We start from the raw sequence: 15,251 nt of genomic DNA, 5'->3' as shown, positions 1-15,251 counted from the left end.
TCTCTGTCCTCATTACGGCTACCTTCGGTTTTTCTTTTGGCGCTGCATCTCCCGCTCTTCATCCCTCCGACGGATGGTTTCCCGTTTGTCATATTTCTTTTTGCCTTTGGCCAGTCCGAGTGCGATTTTGATGCGGTGATCCCGGAAATAGAGCTTGAGGGGAATGAGAGTATACCCTTTTTCTTCGGTTTTGCCGATGAGACGTTTAATCTCCTGCCGGTGCAGGAGCAGCTTACGGGTGCGGGTGGGATCGTAGGAATCAAGTGGCGTGAACGGGTAGGGGCTGATGTGGGTGTTGTGGAGATATACCTCACCCTTATGAATGCGGGCGAACCCATCGTTAATGTTGACTTTTCCCAAACGGACGGATTTGACTTCCGGTCCAATGAGGACAATGCCGGCTTCGATGACGTCGTCGATAAAATAATCGAAATAAGCCTTGCGATTCTGACAGATTATTTTTACTGCGTCTTTTTTCATGTCTGGAATTCACCAGGGGAAAGGTACTTGTGTGAGAATACCTTACTGCATTAGGAGGACATGCTGGCCAGCTCACGGCCGAACATAAAGACTTCGGGGAAGCGCCTGGCCATCACCCCGGTGACGTAGGCATTGACGTCTTCGAAGGTTTGGTGATGGAGCGCCTGGCGGGCAAACTCTTGAAATTCTTCCATGGTAGAATGGCGTATAATGCGTTTGACCACCGGAATTGCCAGGGCGTTCATCGAGAGCTCGTCTACCCCCATTCCTAAAAGAACCGGCGTGTAGAGCGGATCTCCGGCCATTTCGCCACAGACCGCGACGGGGATGCCCTCAGTGTGGGCGGCGTCGGTCACCTGTTTAATCATGCGCAACACGGCGGGGTGAAGTGGTTGGTACATCTCCGCCACGTGCTTATTTACCCGATCGATGGCCAGGGCATACTGAATCAGGTCGTTCGTGCCGATGCTGAAAAAATCGGCCTCTTTAGCCAAAAGGTCGGCTAACATTACTGCCGAGGGAACTTCAATCATGACGCCCACGGGCAATTCCGGGTTAAAGGCCAGGCCTTCAAGCCGCAACTCCTGCTGAATCTCGCTGAGGATACGGCGGGCCGCAATAACCTCCTGAATCCCTGAGATCAGGGGGAACATTAAACGGACCTTCCCAAAGACCGAAGCGCGCAGGATAGCCCGGAGTTGGGTGCGGAAAATCTGCTGTTCCTTAAGGCAGAAGCGGATAGCGCGCAGTCCCAGGGCTGGATTTATCCCAGGCGCATATTCCAGGTGTGAGGCAAACTTATCCCCGCCGATATCCAGAGTCCGGATAGTAACCGATCGCGGACGCATCATCAGGGCCACAGTCTTATAGTCTTCGAATAATTCCTCTTCAGAGGGAAGCCGCTTCTGGCGCAGATAAAGAAACTCAGTACGGTAGAGGCCGATGCCATCAGCGCCGTAATCCATGGCCAGGCCGACCTCTTCCTGAAACTCAATATTGGCCAGAACATGCGTCTGATGCTCGTCTAACGTGATGGCGGGCAGAAAACTGCAACTGTTGACGTCACGCTTAAATTCCTGGAACTTCTTCTTACGCTCAACATAAATTTCCAGTATTCTGGCATCGGGGTTGATAATTACCGCACCATTAAGACCATCCAGGATCAGGGTATAACCGGAATCGATTTCCTGTGTCGCCTTTTCCAACCCCACTACTGCCGGGATCTCCAAAGATTGGGCCATAATGGCCGTGTGGGAGGTCTTCCCCCCGATCTCGGTGATAAACCCCTGTACTTTATCGACGGAAAGCTGAGTGGTGTCAACCGGGGATAGATCGCGGGCGACAATGATTACCGGTTCGGAGAGGCTGCTCAGATTAAAGGAACCTCCGCCGGAGAGATGGCGCAGTACCCGTTCACAGACGTCCTCAACGTCTTGTATGCGGCTCTTGATATAGGGATCGGCGATGCGACTGAATAGCTCCTGGGCCTTTTTCACTGCCTGTTTCAAGGCCCACTCAGCATTGATTTTTTCCCGGCGGATAGTATCTATGCTGGCTTCGAAGAATAGCTTGTCCTGAAGGATGAGTAGATGAGTGTCAAGAATATAGCCGTGATCCTGAAACTCATCGGTGATAGATGCCTTAATGGAGGCAATCTCTTGGCGGGTGGCTGCCACGGCATCTCGAAACCGCTCTACCTCTCTATCGACCTGATCCAAAGAACTCAGATAGGTATGGTTGATACGGATTTTGGTGCTGTCCACCAGGACATAGGCCGGCCCGATAATGATACCCGGCGAGGCTGGGATTCCCTTCAGGACTTTATTCTGGGGCCAGACTTCCCGGGCAGTCAGGGGCGGCATTGCGGTTCCCCGAAATAATGGTGAAAAAGATCTGATAAAGCCTCTACTGCCTGGAAGGCTTCCGGTCCCTGAGCACGCAGATGCACCTCGGACCCCTGAGAGCAACCCAGGCACAAAATGTCCAAAATACTGCGGGCATCCGCCTTGACTCCGTCTTTTTCCAAAATTATATCAGCCTGATATTGTTGAGCCAGTGCCGCAATTTTAGCCGCGGCGCGGGCGTGCAACCCCAAACGGTTCAACACCGGCAATGTAATCTTGAGATTTTCGCTCATAAGGTAATAAAGTTTTTTTCTTAATAACTCGGAACTCGAAACTGTATCATTATAATCCGCTTTAGCTTAATTCTTCAACCGTTAGAAAATGATGTTGGATACTATTTTCAAAAGGAAAGAACCTCTGCCGCTCTGTCTATTCCTCCGGTATCTGCCGAGCGGCTTTTAGGGCTAAATAAGTCTGATAGGCTTCTCTGCGGGAAACGCCCAAAACCTCAGCCGCCTCTAGTGCCAGGGCCCGGCCCCTCTTACGGGTAGTCCTGGCCGCTTCCAAAAGGTATCCTTTAACATCAACGGTCGGTTTTTGCAGATGTTCCGGTCGGGACAACACCAGCGCACACTCCCCTCTTATCTCCCGGGAGGACAACTCCGCCGTTACTGCCGCCAACGGCCCACGCCAAGACTCTTCATATAATTTCGTCAGTTCCCGCACTACCAAGATCTGACGCTCTCCCATAGTCCGACATAATTCCTGGAGGGTACCGCCCAGACGTCGGGGTGACTCATACATGATCAAGATGCGCGGTTCCTGGGCCAATTGCTGAAAAAATTCCAGACGCTTTTTGACCTGGCGGGGCAGGAAACCGATAAAGGCGACATCGCCGGTAAAACCCGACATCGACAGGGCTGCAATTCCGGCCGCCGGTCCAGGAATAGCCGTAACTGGAATGTCCGCTCCCCAAGCGCGGGCCACCAACGCCGCCCCCGGATCAGAGAAACCTGGAGTACCGGCGTCGCTCACCAGGCCTACGGTCATGCCTTCCTGCAGGCGATGGATCAGCTCTGGCCCCCGTTCAGCTTCATTATGGGTATGGTAACTGACCAGCGGTTTGGATATCTGATAATAACTGAGCAGCTTGCGGGTCTGGCGGGTATCTTCGGCCGCAACTAGATCTACCTCCCGGAGAACTCTCAGGCCTCGCAGGGTAATGTCTTCTAAATTGCCGATGGGGGTGGCGACCACATATAGACGCCCCTTGGCGGCCGCCTCCGTCGCCGATGTCTTCATACAACCCAAACTTCCCGGATAAAAAGCCGATCTCTAGCCATGCCGCTATTCAAACCAGGAAAACCACCGTTAAAATTCATTTTCCCCGGCTTGAATCTTTAGTCTTTTTTATAAGTCCACATGTTCTCAAGAACACAACGAAGCATAAAAACAGTCGACTTCCAACGGATTGGCAGGAGTCATTACCTCTTACCCCTTACCTATAACCTGTTTTTATACAAGGCTGCCTCATCCTTAAAAAGCCTCAGAAAAAATCTCTATCTGCGGAGAGTTTTTTTCAAGGGTAATGGCCACAACATCGAACCGTACCTTTGCATCCAAGGTTCTTTGCCCTTGAAGATAATATTGGGCCGCGAGCCGGACATGCCGCTGTTTATTGGGAGTAATAGCGGCTTGAGGTGGACCGAAGATTCTGCTGCGCCGCAGCTTGACCTCGATGAAGACCAAGGTGTCTTGATGTCGGGCGATGAGATCGATTTCGCCAAAAGGGGTGCGGTAATTGCGGGCTAGAATGTTGTAGCCGGACTCTTTCAGAACGTCCGCTGCCAGGGCTTCTCCCATCTGGCCGAGAAGACGGCGCTCCTGGGTCATCGGTTATCTGCACCATTCCCTGACGCCTCGAAAGGTCCGCCGATGCACAGGACAGGGACCCCAACGGCGGATGGCCTCCAGATGCTCACGAGTGCCATAACCCTTGTGGCTGGCAAAATTATAGTGCGGATACAGTTCATGGATGGCCTGCATCTGCCGGTCCCGGTAGACCTTGGCAAGCACCGAGGCGGCCGCAATGCTCAGGCAACGCTGATCACCTTTAATAATCGGCTGCTGTTGGACTTGTATCTGAAGCCCCCAGGGCCCATCAATTAACACGAGCTCTGGTTTTAGTACTAGGCTCTGCACCGCTAGGGCCATGGCTTTCAGACTGGCTGAAAGTATGCCCAGACTCTCAATTTCCGGAACTCCAACCTCTTGAATGGCAAAAGCCAGCGCCTGATCTCGCACCTGCCGATCGAAAAATTCGCGACGCGCTGGCGTCAATTGCTTTGAATCAGTGAGTCTGGGGAAGACCGAGTCGCTAGCCAAGATTACCGCCGCTGCAACCACGGGACCGGCCAAAGGGCCGCGTCCGACTTCATCCACGCCGGCTATGAACCTGATGCCTTGCCGGCGATAAGCCTCTTCAAGATCAGATTCTGAGGGGAGTAACTTCAACTGCCTTGGTGTGGATCGGGCGAGCCCCACTCATCCACTCCCTTTTAAGCGAATTGTCTTTCCTTGATGCGTGCCTTCTTACCGAAGCGGGTTCGCAAATAGTATAGCCGGCCCCGGCGTACCCGACCCTGGCTGATGACCCGAACTTCGTTGATGCTTGGGGAGTGTAGGGGGAAGGTTCTTTCGACCCCGATCTCATAGGAGATCTTTCTCACCGTGAAGCTGGCCCCGGTATTGCTGCCCCGTTTACGGATAACCACCCCTTTAAAGACCTGGATACGTTCTTTGTCGCCCTCAACAATCCGGACATGCACCTCCACCGTATCGCCCGCACGAAAGTCGGGCAAATCCGCCCGCATGTGCTCCTTTTCCAATAAATCTATAGTATTGTCCATATTAACCTCATATTATTCCGCCGATGGCTCTGCCTCTAAAAACTGCAGAAATAACCGATCCGCGGCAGTCAAACCAGCATCTCGGAGTAGATCCGGTCGCCGCCGCCAGGTGCGGCGCAGGGCTTCCCGCCGCCGCCACTGGGCAACGCGCTGGTGATCGCCGGATAACAAAATCTCCGGTACGCTCCACCCTGCAAATTCTCTAGGCCGGGTGTACTGCGGTCCTTTCAGGAGATTGTCTTTGAAGGAATCTTCGGCTGCCGAGTCTTCGTCTCCCAAGGCCCCCGGTAATAGCCTGACTACCGCATCCAACACCGCCAGTGCCGGAATCTCCCCCCCGGTCAGGATAAAGTCGCCCAGAGAAATTTCATCATCAATATAATGCCGCACCCGGTCGTCAAAGCCTTCGTAATGACCGCAGACCAACATTAAGCAAGAGTTTTTCACCAACTCCGCGGCAACCGCCTGTTTGAAAAGTCGACCTTGGGGGCTTAGGAGTATTACCCGGGCATTTTCCCGCCGCCGCCGCTCCCATTGTATCGCCGCCGCCAGGGGCTCTATTTTCAGAACCATACCAGGCCCTCCGCCAAAAGGGCGATCATCTACCACCTGGTGGCGACCGGGGGCGAATTCCCGGAGGTCTATTATTTCCACCCCGAAAATGCCGCTGGCCTGGGCCCGTTTGAGAATACTCTCACTGAGCGGCGAACCAAAGAAGGCAGGGAAGAGAGTTAATATGTCAATCTGCACCGCTGAGGGCCGCCAACCCTTCGGAACTAACCAATAACCGACCCTCGGTTAGATCGATTGCCTGAATGACCTCGGCTACTGCTGGGATCAACAATTCACTTTCGTGCTTCTGGACGACATAGATATCATGGGCCGGGGTGGGCACAATCGCCGCCACCTTCCCCAAATAGCCGCCATTGTCAGCACGATACACCATCAATCCCAAGATCTCAAACCAATAATATTCCCACGCCGGCAGGGCCGGAAGACAGGAACGCTCTACCAAAACCGGTTCGCCGACTAGCTCCTCTGCCTGCTGGCGGGTTTGCACCCCTTCCACGCGCAGCAGGAGATGGCGTTTATGAAACCTTCCCTCTGCCAGGCGATATAAAGCGCCCCCGATCCATAGCTCAGCGACCGCATCTAAGGTTGCCAAGTCATCTATCTCGGCCTGAACCTTGATTTCACCTCTGATGCCATGGACCCCGATGACACGTCCCAGGCAGATAAGTCGGGGCGTGGACGCGCTAACCTTACTCAAGGATTTCCAGCATCGACCGTTTTTTAATTTTGGTGGAGGCGGCGGTCAAAATGGTTCGCATAGCCCTCGCCGTCCTTCCTTGTTTGCCTATGACCTTCCCAAGATCTTCTTTGGCCACTTTCAATTCGATTACCGAGGTCTGTTCTCCTTCAATCTCCGAAACTTCCACCTGGTCCGGGTGATCCACCAGCGCTTGAGCGATGTATCTGATCAACTCCTTCATTGTGCGACCTCCGATGGCGGATTGGGTCAAATCCGGGGGGACTGGCCCCTAAAGGGTATTCCTGAAGTATCGTGGCCATCTTGACGTTTAGGTTCCTGCCAAGGCTCTCCTCTTCCGGCAGACCTGTTATGATTGCGCGGCTGTGGCAAACCTACATGATATAATGATGGCGTCATGCTTATCGCTCAGGCCGGTTGGCAAAAAACTGTTAATCTCCGGTCCTGGCTTTTTTAAGCAGGCTGGCCACCGTCGTGGTGGGTTTGGCACCTCGGCCCTGCCATTGATCCAGCGCCTCCTGCCTGATGGCGATCTTCGCCGGATTACAATTGGGATCATAGGCGCCGATAATTTCAATAAACCGGCCGTCCCGCTTGGCCTCGCTATTGGCTACAACGATGCGATAAATTGGATGTTTTTTGACCCCATGTCTTGCGAGTCTAATTCGTAGCGCCATCTATATTTGGTTCTCCTGTATTAAGTTGTTCATGAATAATGACTATTCTCCTGAAATTCCTCGTCATCCTAAACGGCTGGTAGCTCATGCGGGCAAATTAAAGACCGAAAGGTAGAAAACGACGTTTGCCGCCTTTCTTGCCCGCCTGGATCATTTTCTTCATCATCTTTTGGGTCATGGCGAAGTTTTTCAGCAACCGATTGACATCCTGCACCTCCACGCCGCTGCCTTTGGCGATACGCCGCCGCCGGCTGCCGTCAATCAATACGTGATTAGCCCGTTCAGCGGGAGTCATTGAGTTGATGATAGCCTCTATCCTGACCAACTCTTTTTCATCAGGCTGCATATCCTTCATGCCCTTGATCTTGTTTAAACCTGGGATCATGCCCATGAGCTGGTCCAAACTACCCATCTTGCGTACCTGCCGGAGTTGATCCCGAAAATCCTCCAGCGTAAAGGTTTCTTTCCGGAGTTTGCGCTCCAGCTCTTTGGCCTGATCGGCGTCAAAAGCATCCTGCGCTTTTTCAATGAGGGTCAGGACATCGCCCATGCCCAGAATACGGGAAGCCAAACGGTCGGGGTGGAAAACTTCTAAGGCGTCTAATTTCTCGCCCACTCCGAGGAACTTGATAGGCTTATTGACCACCGTCCGCATGGATAAAGCGGCGCCGCCTCGAGCATCGCCCTCCACCTTGGTGAGGATGACGCCGGTCAGATCAAGGGCCTCGTGAAAATTCTGCGCCACCGCCACCGCGTCCTGGCCGGTCATGGCATCGGCCACCAACAGGATTTCGGCAGGACCAACGTCGGCTTTGATAGCCTGGAGTTCGGCCATCAGGGGGGCGTCCACATGCAGGCGTCCTGCCGTATCCAGGAGCAGTACATCATGCCCTTTGGCCACGGCTGCAGCCATGGCCTCCGAGGCAAGGGCCACCGGATTCTGCTGAGGCTGACTGCGGTAGACATCGACCCCGATCTCAGCTCCAAGGCGATGCAACTGTTCTATGGCCGCCGGCCTTTGGGTGTCGACCGGCGCCAACAGAGGCTGACGCCCCTGCTTTTTAAGATATAACGCTAACTTAGCGGCGGTCGTAGTTTTGCCGGAACCTTGCAGTCCCACCAACATAAGAGCCACCGGCGTCTTGCCGCCCAACTCCAATCGCGGAGCCTCGCCTCCCAATAAAGCCGCCAGCTCATCGTGCACGATCTTCACGACCTGCTGACCGGGCGTTAATGAGGTCATGACCTCCTGCCCTAAGGCCCGCTCCCGGATGCGGTCAATAAAAGTCTTGGCAACCTTGTAATGAACGTCCGCCTCCAGGAGGGCCAACCGAACCTCTCGCAAGGCCTCCTGAATATTGGCCTCGGTAAGCTTGCCGTGGCCTTTTAATTTCTTAAAGACCTTTCCCAGCTTATCGGACAGACGGTCAAACATACAGTTCCCCAAATTTTACATAAAAGTGGAATATATCTGTTAATAATTTATCTTGTCAATACAATATTTACGACCGGCCAGGCTTATATACCAATACTTCCTGTTAATCCGCCCTGTTAAAATTTTGCTCGAATCCGTTATCCTTTTATTACCCCTAAAGGATGCAATTTGGCCACCTTGCGGCTTATGCCAGCGCCGTGTACCACTTCCACGACCTGCTCCACGTCTTTATAGGCCTCCGGGATCTCTTCGGCCACCGTGCCCTTACCGGCACCTCGGATGATAATTCCTTGTGCTGCCAGTTCCTTGACGATAGAGCGGCCCCGAGCCCTCTTGAGGGCCTGATGGCGGCTGAGAATCCGCCCGGCGCCGTGGCAGGTGCTGCCGAAGGTCTCCTCCATGGCCTGCTGGGTACCCACCAACAGATAGGAGTAGCGCCCCATATCACCCGGAATCAGCACCGGTTGGCCAGTCTCCTGATAGAGCGCCGGAACCTCGGGGTGATGTGCCGGAAAGGCTCGGGTGGCGCCTTTGCGGTGCACGCAGAGTTTCTGCGGCCTGCCATTCACTGTGTGGGTCTCAATCTTGGCGATATTATGAGCCACATCGTACACCAGTTCCAGTCCCAGTGCTTTGGGACCCAGGCCGAGAACCTGCTGAAAAGTCTCCCGTACCCAGTGGGTGATGATCTGTCGATTGGCAAAAGCGAAATTGGCCGCCGCGGCCATGGCGGCAAGATACTCCTCCCCTTCCGGCGATTGGATGGGAGCGCAGCACAACTGCCGGTCGGGCAGGTCGAAGCCGTATTTAGTGGAGGCCTGCAGCAGCTTCTTAATGTGGTCGTCGCAGACCTGATGACCCAATCCCCGGGAGCCGGTATGGATGATCACCGTCACCTGATCCAAGAAGACACCCAATGCCCGAGCCAATGTTTCATCAAATATCTCTTGCACGTAGCCGATTTCAGTAAAATGGTTACCGGAGCCCAGGGTGCCGAGCTGATCATGTCCCCGCTCCAGGGCCTGGCCCGAAATCAGTTCCGGGTCAGCGCCTTTAATACAACCGCCGGCTTCGATGTGCAACAGGTCATCGGCGTTTCCGAAGCCGTTTTTTACTGCCCAGGCAGCTCCGTAGCGCAGGACATCTTTCAGAGTGGGGGGCGCCAGTTTAAAATCCCGGCGCCGGGAGCCCAGACCGGAAGGGATATTACTAAATAGGGTGTCAACCAGCTCCTGGACCAGGCCGGCTATCTCCGACCGATGCAGATCGGTTCGCAGCAGCCGGACGCCGCAGTTGATATCATAGCCGACCCCGCCGGGTGAAACCACGCCTGTCGCTAGATCAAAGGCCGCCACCCCCCCGATGGGAAAGCCATATCCCCAGTGGATGTCCGGCATGGCCAGGGAAGGTCCTACAATGCCAGGCAGTGTCGCCACATTGGCCACCTGCTGCAGGCTCTGATCCTGGCGCAGGGCCGGTATCATTTCGGCTGCACAGAAGATGAGGCCGCGGGTGCGCATCTTGCCTTCCTGGGGAATCTCCCACCGATAGGCATCTAACTGTCGAAGCTTAATTCCAACACTCATAGAGCACCCAGGACCCAACAACCCTTCAATCGCTGGTCAATGCTATCAATGATCTTGGTATCTATCGGAGCATTCCCGAAGGCGGGATGCGTTCTACTTTCCCGCCCTCTGGCATCCGTAGCCCCATCCGTCGGGGCGACTCTTACATTCGCCCCCAGCAACTTTATATTCTATGTAAGGTATAGCTAATAAGTCAGATTTTCAAGGGGTAAGAGGGAGAAAACGGGGGCAGACAGGTATGCTTGCCATAAATGTCTGCCCCCGTTTTCTGACAATTTTGTATCGCTACAAGTCGAAGATGACGGTCGCCTCCCATCCCGCCTGGGTCTGCCGCACCGCTAACTTATGATAAGTAGCGGCCTTGACGCCGGTTTTTAGGTCATGGCGTTCTGGATCCAGTTTTTCCCCCTGCATACGCGCCCCTAAATTGACATCCGAAAGATCCAGGATGTCTATTTGTTTGCCGAGAAACCCTGTGGTATCGAAAAGATAGAGCAGGTGATTGAGCCAGGCTATGAGGAGGGCCTCCCGATCCGGAGCATCGACCGCCACCATCCGGCTCTCGAGCGCGCGCAGGCGGCGGCGGTCAACCATCATTCCGTAGAGGGCATGAGCCCCTTGGACAAATATATCCGCCAAGGTTTCGCCGTACAGTTTGAAACCCACATCGGCGGTGTGCGCTATCGATCGGAAACCGGAACGCTTCGGGGACCGCACTAGGTAAGACCTTTTAGAGGTTTTAACCGGGGAATTTCGGGATGGCGGCGATGGCCTCCTGAATCTTCGAGTCCGGATATTCGAAGTCTATTAAATTTCCCCCGATAAAGTTGTCGTAGGCCGCCAGATCCAGAAAGCCGTGGCCGCTGAAGGCGATCACGATACACTTTTCCTCTCCCGTTTCTTTGCATTTCAGGGCTTCGTCGACGCCTGCTCTGATGGCGTGGGCGGTTTCCGGCGCCGGAACGATGCCTTCTGTCCGGGCAAAGGCGATGGCGGCCTCGAACACCGGATTCTGCGGGTAAGCTCTGGCTTCGATGACTTTCTCATGAACCAGCAGGCTGAGCAGCGGGGCGTCGCCGTGGTAGCGCAGGCCGCCGGCATGAATTCCGGGGGGCACAAAGCTGTGTCCCAGGGTATACATCAACATCAGGGGCGTCAGACCGGCGGTGTCGCCGAAATCATACATGTAGGCACCCTTGGTAAACGTCGGGCATGAGGTCGGCTCCACCGCCACCATGCGGATATTATCCCCCTTCAACTTGTCCGGCACAAAGGGAAAGCAAAAACCGGCAAAATTGCTGCCGCCGCCAACGCAGCCTACCAACACATCGGCTTTTTCACCGGCCAACTGCAGTTGTTTTTTGGTCTCCAGGCCAACAATGGACTGGTGTACCAGCACATGGTTCAACACGCTTCCCAAAGCGTATTTAGTATCTTCATGCTTGACTGCGTCTTCTACCGCTTCGGAGATGGCAATACCTAAGCTCCCAGGAGATTCGGGATCTTGAGCCAAAATAGCGCGGCCGGAGTCAGTGCGGTCAGTGGGGGAAGGATACACCTCGGAACCCCAGATCTGCATCATGGAACGACGGTATGGTTTCTGTTGGTAGCTGACCTTAACCATGTAAACGGTGCAGCCCAGACCGAAGGCATTGCAGGCGAAGGACAGGGCCGAACCCCATTGTCCGGCGCCGGTCTCGGTAGCCAAGCGGGTTACCCCGGCCATTTTGTTGTAATAGGCCTGGGGTACGGCAGTATTGGGTTTGTGGCTGCCGGCCGGGCTCACCGATTCGTTCTTGAAATAGATGCGTGCCGGGGTTTTCAGAAGTTTTTCCAGACGCCGGGCCCGATGCAGGGGCGATGGCCGCCAGAGTCGATAAATGTCTAATACTTCATCAGGAATTTCGATCCAACGTTCCTGGCTCACCTCCTGTAAGATAAGCTCCATAGGGAAAATGGGCAACATATCGTCCGGAGTAACCGGTTTCCCCGTCGCCGGATGGAGATACGGCGGCAGCGGTCTGGGTAAATCGGGTTGGACGTTATACCATTGTTGGGGAAGCTCATTTTCACCTAAGAGAATTCTGTAAGAGTCGGCCATGTTATCCTCCTTAACGGACAATTTTGCACTTCTTTGGCAGAAAGATACATTAATTTATTCTAAATTTCGACTCAAGCAAACTTTTTCTTCAGCACACCGCCCGGTATGCCTGAGTTGCTTGAAATAATCTGACTAAGCTACCAAGAAAATATGGTTTGCGGTTGTTGGTCAAAAATTAAGTCCGATACGGACTGGAATGCCTCTCCCACCAGGAAACCATTTGCAGAGCTCGCAGATTGCCGCTAGACAATGGCAATTAGTCAGAAAATTTGTCGCACCGCTAAAATTTCTGACACTTATCGGGTCGCCTCACCCGTCAGAGGGGTGCCAGATTGTGTCGATTATCTTTAGTTGCAATCAGTTAGCCGATCTGCAGTCGCCTTGCCCACTGGCATGAGCGTTGCTTTAAGATTTTATCATGAGGCGATTATCTCGTGAGAGGGGGGAACACTTTTTCGCTTGGGGCTCAGGCAAATTTCTCTTTCTCCTTCATTAAGCCATTCTTAGAATACCAATATATTAAAAAATCGTGAGATAGAGACCCTCCCCGGCATCCACAACGGCCAAAACGGCTATTCTGCCAGAGCCTCCTTTGATCACTCAATCCTCCTGTCGATCTGCAACTTTCGGGATACATGCAGATGAAGGTGGTACACAAAGTAACCAAGTGTCTTTTGGCACCGGAGGGATACAGAGAATGGCGGGCATTCAGCCTAACCGCGCATATTTTGCAGTAAGGCCATACAGTTATACTTCTGACCGAGAAAACTGCCGCAGCCCCTAACGCTTGCTCCGGCCAATTTTACTGCCAACAATTTTTTATCAAAAGAATTTTCTTGACAGGGTATGAATATCTGCTATATAAAGAGATCGTGCTATTATTCACGAGCAAAGCGCCGTGTAAGCGGCGGCCATTCACGACCCTAGTTATTGGCGCCGGAGCCGGAAGGGTGGCGCGGCGGATCAGATAGCCACAATTAGCGCTCAGAAATCAAGCAAAATAGCTAGCTATTATTGGAGCCCGAGAAACATATTGTTCCTTATGGGTTTAAGATTCAATAGATAAAGAAACCATATTGAGGAGGAAGTTTTCAATGGCGTTGGTAAACCCTCACGGTAAAGAAAAGAAACTCAAACCCCTGCTGTTGACCGGCAAGGCTCTGGAAGAAGATAAAGCCCGCGCTAAGACTTTGACTGCCGTTACCATGAACTCTCGGGAAACGGCCGATCTTATCATGCTTGGCATCGGCGGCTTCACCCCCCTGGACGGCTTCATGAATGAGGCCGAATGGAAGGGTTCCTGCTCGGATCAGATGACCCTGCCGGACGGCGTCTTCTGGCCCATCCCCATCACCCTGTCCACTACCAAGGGCAAGGCCGACAGCATCAAGATCGGTGAAGAGGTTCTCTTGGTTGACAAAGAGACCGAGGAAATGATGGGGACCATGAAGGTCACCGAAAAATACACCATCGACAAGAAGTGGGAGTGCAGACAGGTTTTTAAGACCGATGAGATGGAGCATCCCGGCGTTCAGATGGTCATGAACCAGGAGGAAGTCAACCTGGCCGGGCCGGTGAAGGTTTGGAGTGAAGGCCCCTTCCCGCGGGACTACAAAGACGTCTACATGCGGCCGGAAGAAACCCGGCGGATTTTTGAGCAGAAAGGCTGGAGCACGGTAGCTGCACTGCAGCTCCGCAACCCGATGCACCGTTCCCATGAATACTTGGCCAAGATCGCCATCGAAGTCTGCGACGGCGTTCTGATTCACCAGCTTTTAGGTAAACTCAAACCCGGCGACATCCCGGCGGAGGTTCGGGTTGAAGCCATCAATACCCTGGCCGAGTATTATTTTGTCAAAGACACTGTTATCCAGGCCGGTTATCCCTTGGATATGCGTTATGCCGGTCCCCGGGAGGCCCTGTTGCACGCCGTCTTCCGGCAGAACTTTGGCTGCTCCCACCTCATCGTCGGCCGCGACCACGCCGGTGTGGGCGAATACTATGGTCCTTTCGATGCCCAGAAAATCTTTGACACTATTCCCCCGAATGCCCTGGAGCTCAAACCTCTGAAGATTGACTGGACCTTCTACTGCCACAAGTGCGACGGCATGGCCTCGATGCGCACCTGTCCGCATGGCAAGGAAGACCGGCTGTTGCTTTCTGGCACGATGTTGCGCAAGATGCTTTCCGAGGGGTTGGACGTGCCGGATCATTTCAGCCGCCCCGAGGTTTTGAAGGTCTTGCGGAAGTACTATGAAACCCTGACCGAAAAGGTCGAAATTAAGGTCCACAAGTTCGCCACTGGCGAAGAGACGAAAAAGTAGTAAGATGCTGGCAACCGGGCTTGGCCGCATCAGGTCGAGCCCGGGAGTTGCCTGGCGCCGGGTCTGACGCCATACTAATATATCTAGTTTTTCAAGTGGGAAAGGAGGTGAAGCGGGCAACTCATTTGTCTTTCCCCGTGCAAGTGCAGTAATCAACACACTAAGAAACGATACAATCCTTAGGAGGTATAACTAATGCCCAGTTTTGTAATTGCTGAAAAATGTGACGGTTGTAAAGCGTTAGACAAGACCGCTTGTCAGTACATCTGCCCCAACGACCTGATGGTCTTGAATGCCGAGATCAAGAAGGCTTACAACCAGGAGCCGGACCAGTGCTGGGAATGCTATAACTGCGTTAAAATCTGCCCCCAGCAGGCCATTGAAGTCCGCCATTACGCTGATATCATGCCTTTGGGCTCCAGCACCATTCCGTTGCGCGGCACCGACTCCATTATGTGGACCATTAAGTTCCGGGATGGCAAGACCGTGAAGCGGTTCAAGTTCCCCATCCGGACCACGGCTGAAGGTTCCATTGATTGTTTTAAGGGCAAGACCCTGCCCAGCGATGTGGCCGATCTGAAGAAACCCGGTTTCTTTAGTGGCCCGGCCCGCACCGAGTAAGTCT

The 15,251-nt window shown here is 53.6% G+C and carries 17 protein-coding genes; 2 read left to right on the top strand and 15 right to left on the bottom strand.

Annotated features, from left to right (window positions below; genetic code table 11):
- Positions 1 to 18: 18 nt before the first annotated feature.
- The 15 genes from smpB to DESAC_RS03660 all read right to left on the bottom strand — a co-directional run bounded on the left by smpB (position 19) and on the right by DESAC_RS03660 (position 12,302).
- Positions 19 to 480 carry an SsrA-binding protein SmpB gene (smpB, locus tag DESAC_RS03730; RefSeq protein ID WP_013705745.1) on the bottom strand — a complete coding sequence of 154 codons (462 nt, stop codon included), beginning with the start codon at positions 478 to 480 and terminating at the stop codon, positions 19 to 21.
- A 50-nt stretch (positions 481 to 530) separates the two neighbouring features.
- Positions 531 to 2,342: a phosphoenolpyruvate--protein phosphotransferase gene (gene ptsP, locus DESAC_RS03725; RefSeq protein WP_013705744.1), complete on the bottom strand. Its 1,812-nt coding sequence runs from the start codon at positions 2,340 to 2,342 to the stop codon at positions 531 to 533.
- Complete coding sequence (locus DESAC_RS03720; protein ID WP_013705743.1) at positions 2,330 to 2,617, bottom strand: HPr family phosphocarrier protein; 288 nt, start codon at positions 2,615 to 2,617, stop codon at positions 2,330 to 2,332. Before DESAC_RS03720 ends, ptsP begins: the two co-directional genes overlap by 13 nt.
- Positions 2,618 to 2,753: 136 nt before the next feature.
- Complete coding sequence (rsmI, locus tag DESAC_RS03715) at positions 2,754 to 3,626, bottom strand: 16S rRNA (cytidine(1402)-2'-O)-methyltransferase (protein WP_013705742.1); 873 nt, start codon at positions 3,624 to 3,626, stop codon at positions 2,754 to 2,756.
- Positions 3,627 to 3,860: 234 nt separating this feature from the next.
- Positions 3,861 to 4,217 carry a YraN family protein gene (locus DESAC_RS03710; RefSeq protein WP_013705741.1) on the bottom strand — a complete coding sequence of 119 codons (357 nt, stop codon included), beginning with the start codon at positions 4,215 to 4,217 and terminating at the stop codon, positions 3,861 to 3,863.
- 3 nt (positions 4,218 to 4,220) lie between these two features.
- Positions 4,221 to 4,868 carry a ribonuclease HII gene (gene rnhB, locus DESAC_RS03705; RefSeq protein WP_013705740.1) on the bottom strand — a complete coding sequence of 216 codons (648 nt, stop codon included), beginning with the start codon at positions 4,866 to 4,868 and terminating at the stop codon, positions 4,221 to 4,223.
- Between the two features lie 14 nt (positions 4,869 to 4,882).
- Positions 4,883 to 5,233, bottom strand: a complete 351-nt coding sequence (gene rplS, locus DESAC_RS03700) for a 50S ribosomal protein L19 (RefSeq protein WP_013705739.1) — start codon at positions 5,231 to 5,233, stop codon at positions 4,883 to 4,885.
- A 12-nt stretch (positions 5,234 to 5,245) separates the two neighbouring features.
- A complete protein-coding gene (gene trmD, locus DESAC_RS03695; RefSeq protein WP_013705738.1) occupies positions 5,246 to 5,983 on the bottom strand; it encodes a tRNA (guanosine(37)-N1)-methyltransferase TrmD in 738 nt (245 codons plus the stop codon).
- A complete protein-coding gene (gene rimM, locus DESAC_RS03690) occupies positions 5,973 to 6,503 on the bottom strand; it encodes a ribosome maturation factor RimM (protein WP_013705737.1) in 531 nt (176 codons plus the stop codon). The genes trmD and rimM overlap by 11 nt, the downstream gene beginning before the upstream one ends.
- On the bottom strand, positions 6,496 to 6,726 hold the full coding sequence (locus tag DESAC_RS03685; protein WP_013705736.1) for a KH domain-containing protein: 231 nt from the start codon (positions 6,724 to 6,726) through the stop codon (positions 6,496 to 6,498). Before DESAC_RS03685 ends, rimM begins: the two co-directional genes overlap by 8 nt.
- Before the next feature lie 208 nt (positions 6,727 to 6,934).
- Positions 6,935 to 7,180, bottom strand: a complete 246-nt coding sequence (rpsP, locus tag DESAC_RS03680) for a 30S ribosomal protein S16 (protein WP_013705735.1) — start codon at positions 7,178 to 7,180, stop codon at positions 6,935 to 6,937.
- A gap of 97 nt (positions 7,181 to 7,277) precedes the next feature.
- Positions 7,278 to 8,615 carry a signal recognition particle protein gene (gene ffh, locus DESAC_RS03675; protein ID WP_013705734.1) on the bottom strand — a complete coding sequence of 446 codons (1,338 nt, stop codon included), beginning with the start codon at positions 8,613 to 8,615 and terminating at the stop codon, positions 7,278 to 7,280.
- 137 nt (positions 8,616 to 8,752) lie between these two features.
- Entirely contained in the window at positions 8,753 to 10,201 is a 1,449-nt protein-coding gene (locus tag DESAC_RS03670; protein ID WP_013705733.1) for an RtcB family protein, read from the bottom strand.
- 285 nt (positions 10,202 to 10,486) lie between these two features.
- On the bottom strand, positions 10,487 to 10,918 hold the full coding sequence (locus tag DESAC_RS03665; protein WP_013705732.1) for an archease: 432 nt from the start codon (positions 10,916 to 10,918) through the stop codon (positions 10,487 to 10,489).
- Positions 10,919 to 10,940: 22 nt separating this feature from the next.
- Complete coding sequence (locus DESAC_RS03660; protein WP_013705731.1) at positions 10,941 to 12,302, bottom strand: TrpB-like pyridoxal phosphate-dependent enzyme; 1,362 nt, start codon at positions 12,300 to 12,302, stop codon at positions 10,941 to 10,943.
- Between the two features lie 1,094 nt (positions 12,303 to 13,396).
- Here DESAC_RS03660 and sat point away from each other — a divergent pair.
- Positions 13,397 to 14,626: a sulfate adenylyltransferase gene (gene sat, locus DESAC_RS03655; protein WP_013705730.1), complete on the top strand. Its 1,230-nt coding sequence runs from the start codon at positions 13,397 to 13,399 to the stop codon at positions 14,624 to 14,626.
- Between the two features lie 195 nt (positions 14,627 to 14,821).
- Positions 14,822 to 15,247, top strand: coding sequence for an adenylyl-sulfate reductase subunit beta (gene aprB / locus DESAC_RS03650; protein WP_013705729.1), 426 nt, complete (start codon positions 14,822 to 14,824; stop codon positions 15,245 to 15,247).
- Positions 15,248 to 15,251: the final 4 nt, after the last annotated feature.

The sequence above is a fragment of the Desulfobacca acetoxidans DSM 11109 genome, from assembly GCF_000195295.1.
GTDB classification, from domain to species: domain Bacteria; phylum Desulfobacterota; class Desulfobaccia; order Desulfobaccales; family Desulfobaccaceae; genus Desulfobacca; species Desulfobacca acetoxidans.
This window is presented reverse-complemented; position numbering and strand designations above follow the sequence as displayed.